The organism is Mycobacteriales bacterium, from assembly GCA_040902655.1.
Taxonomy (GTDB): Bacteria; Actinomycetota; Actinomycetes; order Mycobacteriales; family SCTD01; genus SCTD01.
This window is the reverse complement of the sequence record JBBDWV010000033.1, coordinates 1-3,549: the sequence shown is the minus strand read 5'-3', so window position 1 is coordinate 3,549 and position 3,549 is coordinate 1. Positions and strand designations below refer to the sequence as shown.

Annotated in this window: 5 protein-coding genes; 1 reads left to right on the top strand and 4 read right to left on the bottom strand. The window is 71.1% G+C overall.

The window, feature by feature from the left end:
- Positions 1 to 754: 754 nt before the first annotated feature.
- From WD794_10095 to WD794_10080, 4 genes are all read right to left on the bottom strand, one after another.
- Positions 755 to 1,051 carry a hypothetical protein gene (locus WD794_10095; GenBank protein MEX2290664.1) on the bottom strand — a complete coding sequence of 99 codons (297 nt, stop codon included), beginning with the start codon at positions 1,049 to 1,051 and terminating at the stop codon, positions 755 to 757.
- Positions 1,052 to 1,117: 66 nt separating this feature from the next.
- A complete protein-coding gene (locus WD794_10090; GenBank protein MEX2290663.1) occupies positions 1,118 to 1,462 on the bottom strand; it encodes a YchJ family metal-binding protein in 345 nt (114 codons plus the stop codon).
- 81 nt (positions 1,463 to 1,543) lie between these two features.
- Positions 1,544 to 1,747 carry a hypothetical protein gene (locus tag WD794_10085; protein ID MEX2290662.1) on the bottom strand — a complete coding sequence of 68 codons (204 nt, stop codon included), beginning with the start codon at positions 1,745 to 1,747 and terminating at the stop codon, positions 1,544 to 1,546.
- Between the two features lie 52 nt (positions 1,748 to 1,799).
- A complete protein-coding gene (locus WD794_10080) occupies positions 1,800 to 2,846 on the bottom strand; it encodes a L,D-transpeptidase family protein (GenBank protein MEX2290661.1) in 1,047 nt (348 codons plus the stop codon).
- Positions 2,847 to 2,990: 144 nt separating this feature from the next.
- Here WD794_10080 and WD794_10075 point away from each other — a divergent pair, with 144 nt between their 5' ends.
- Entirely contained in the window at positions 2,991 to 3,449 is a 459-nt protein-coding gene (locus WD794_10075; protein ID MEX2290660.1) for a PPOX class F420-dependent oxidoreductase, read from the top strand.
- Positions 3,450 to 3,549 lie beyond the last annotated feature (100 nt).

The following is a 3,549-nucleotide window of genomic DNA, read 5'->3' as shown; positions in this document are numbered from 1 at the left end:
CAAAACCCCAGGTCAGCGAGCTACAACCCGACCAAGATCACGTAACTTCGGTCTAGGTGCTCCTGACCCTCAGCGCCCTTCGGTCGTAGCGTCCACCCGTGCTCGGCGAGGAACAGCCACGTCATCCGTCGGGGTACCCGGTCGCACCGCCTGTGGGCGCACACCGGGCCCTCGACAACGCCGTCGAGGATGAAAATGGCACCACCTGGTACGTCGGCCCATGGCGCCTTGAACGTTGGGACGGCCAGCGATGGGTGCCCGTAACCACGACGGAGGCGATAGAGGAACGGGACACCTTCGTGCTGTCGGGTCCGTACTGGCCGCCGCCGCCGCCTCATCTCCGTCGAGGGGTCGGCGCATACGTCGAAGTCGATGCCGCGAGGGACGACGAATAGGTGCTCTTTTCGCTCGGTAGGAGCCGCTGAGCCAGCGCAGTAGGCGAGAACCGCCAGTACCGTGCGGTTGCTGAGGTCAGCGGCGACGGTGCCGCTGCCTGTCGCCGCAGCCCGGCGTGTCGCCGGGTGCCGTCGGTCGTGGATGTCAGGGTGCCGCCGAAGCTGAGCAAGATCTTCGGAACATCAACAGGACCCTGGCCCTGTGGATGTTCCGAAGATTTTGGTCTCGTGTCCGCCCGGGCTGGGCGAGCTGACCTCGGTGCCAGCGCCCCCGCCCAGGCGGGCGCTGCTGGCACCGAGAACAGGTGTGGGCGTGGGCGTGGCCGGACCTCGTCGGTGGCGTTCTCGGCACTCGCGACTCAGTCCTCCGCGATGTATCCCGTCTTCGGGTCGATCATGGAAAGGAAGGTGCGGATGGCCTTCCGGTGCTCCTCCACAGGGAGGTCCGGTGCACCGCTGGACCCGAAGCCGTAGTGCCGATTTGGCCCGCTCACCCAGTGGTAGTGGGTCCCGCCGTCTCCGCCGTCTCGAACGGCGAAGACCTCCCCGTCGACGTCAAGCGTGAGCAGCACCGGCCCCGACCGGCCCTCGTCGCCGCGGTACACGCCGGGCACCGCACCGCCGCCGGCCTCGTCATCGCTCGCGGCAGCGTCCATCGGGGTCAGCATCGGCGGCCCTCAGCCGGACGTCCAGCGAATACCTGACGAAGCAACCCGTGCCTGCTACACCGCTCCCAGGTAGACCCACCGGCCCCCGTCACGGACGAACCGGCTGCACTCCTCCAGGACCCCGCCCCGCGCGTGCGCCCGGAAGTGCACCTCACCCTCGACGTCGAGCAGCCCACCGGAGGAGTCCAGCACCTCCAGTCGCAGCCATCCCGAGCCCGTCTCGACCGTCGACGGTCGCATCGTCGGATGCCATGTACGCAGCAGGTAGTCGGCGTCACCGATCGCGAAAGCCGTGTAGCGAGACCGCATCAGCGCCTCAGGCGTAGGCGCTGCGGCACCGCGGTGGTAGCGCCCGCAGCAGTCGTCGTACGAGGCCGACAGGCCGCACGGGCAGCTCACGCGTTCCCGTCCCCGCGCTCGGCGAGGACCTCCGCCAGCTGCAGCTCCTGCGGCGTCAGGATGATCTGAGCAGCACCGCACCTACGTGCTGGGTTGCGGCACCTCGACGTCCGGGCAGTCGACCTCGGGGTTGACACCGAGATAGTTGAGCGGCCCGGCGACGACGGTCAGGGCCACCGTGCCGGCCTGGGCGCAGTCGACGTCACTCCTCAGGTAACCGCGCTGCACGACGGCAGCGACGCCGGCAACCAGCCAGAGGACAAGAAGGAGGGATCCGATGCGCATGCCGCTGTGATGCCCGACGAGATCACCGTGAACCGTGCAGCCGGCTCGGCCCTCAGGCGGGGACCGGCGTGGGGCTCGGGCTCGGCTGGACCGTGAGCGGAGCGGGCGAGGCACTGCGCGAGGCGGCCGGCGAGGCAGTCGACGAGTCGGTGGGCGTGGGCGAGGGGGCGGCGCTGCCCGGTGTCGGCGACGGCGCGGGCTTCGCCGACCGGCTGGGCGTCGTCGTGTCCGAGCCGGTGTCGCCGGTCGGGGCGTCGGTCCCCGGCGCACTGCTGCCGGCGGGGAAGACGTGGGTGCCGCCGTAGAGATGGACGGACATGCCGACCGAGATGTTGTCCAGCAGCCACTTGGCGTCGGCGCGAGGGACGCGCACGCAGCCGTGACTGGCCGGCCGCGCCGGAACGCTGTTCGAGCCGTGGATGGCCCAGCCGCGGTAGAAGTACTGCGGGTCGTACAGCGTGCCGAGGTCGGCCTCGCGCACACCGACGATGCGGCGCTCCACCTTGTACCAGCCGACCGGCGTCAGCGCCTTGGCCTTGCTGCCGTCCTTCTGCGCGTAGGTCGCGCCGTTGCCGGAGCTGATCGGCAGGATGCGCTGCACGGCGCCGCCCTTGACGACGTAGAGCACCTGCTTGGTGAGATCGATCTCGACCCGGTTGCTGGGTCCGGAGTCCTTCAGCACCGGCTTCTTCGGGGCGGAGAGCGCCTGCAGGGTGGCTGCTCCGATCGTGCCGTCGGCGCCCAGCCCCTGCACCTTCTGGAACGCCATGACGGCGCTACGGAAGGCCGGGCCGCGCCGGCCGTCGGCAACGCCCAGGTAGTAGCCGAGGTCGGCAAGGGTCCGCTGGGCGGCGGCGACGTCGTAGCTGGGCGTGGCGGGGGCGGCCGGCGACCGCTCCAAAACCGGCTCCGCGCTCGGTTCCGCGCTCGGCTCGGCGACCTCGGTCGGCAGCGCCGCCGGCTCGGTCTCGACGATCGGCGGGGCCGGCGGTGCGGCCGCCGCGTCGAGCACGACGGAGGACGAGCCACCGGTGCAGGCGGTCAGCGTCAGCGCGAGTGCGGTCAGCCCCACGAGTGTGGTCAGCGGGCGGCGGTGCACAGATCTCCTCGGGGCAGCACGGCGTCGTCGAAGGGTACGGACGCAAGGGGTCGCCGCGTGGTTGCGTGGCAACCCACGGTAACCCGCGAGGTGGGCATCGTCGCCGGCCGCCACACCCTGGTGACGGATGTCTACCCTGTGCGGATGGCCCCACGTACCGCCACCGCCGAGCGCGTGGACCGGTCCGCGCTGCTGGAGTTCCTGCGGCCACGACACCGTGCGCTGCTGGGAACGACCCGGCGCGACGGCCGGCTGCAGCTGTCCCCGGTCACCTGCGGCGTCGATGCGGACGGCCGCGTCGTCGTCTCCACCTACCCGTCCCGGGCCAAGGTCGCCAACGCCAGGCGTGACCCGCACGTGGTGCTCTGCGTGCTGTCTGACGAGTGGGACGGCCCGTGGGTGCAGGTGGAGGGCAGCGCCGAGGTGCTGGACCTGCCCGAGGCCCTCGATCCGCTGGTGGACTACTTCCGGGCCATCTCCGGCGAGCACCCGGACTGGGACGAGTACCGCGCCGCGATGCAGCGCCAGGGCAAGTCGCTGGTCCGGGTGACCGTCGAGCAGTGGGGCCCGGTCGCCACCGGTGGCTTCCCGCCCGGCCGCTAGCAAGGCGGCAGCCTGTTCGGGGACACGGCGCGCTGTCCAAGGACCCGGCGCGCTGTCCAAGGACCCGGCGCGCTGTCCAAGGACCCGGCGCGCTGTCCAA

Coding starts and splice junctions, on each gene's coding strand:
- WD794_10095 (MEX2290664.1), bottom strand. CDS start 1,051: ATGGACGCTGCCGCGAGCGATGACGAGGCCGGCGGCGGTGCGGTGCCC.
- WD794_10085 (MEX2290662.1), bottom strand. CDS start 1,747: ATGCGCATCGGATCCCTCCTTCTTGTCCTCTGGCTGGTTGCCGGCGTC.
- WD794_10075 (MEX2290660.1), top strand. CDS start 2,991: ATGGCCCCACGTACCGCCACCGCCGAGCGCGTGGACCGGTCCGCGCTG.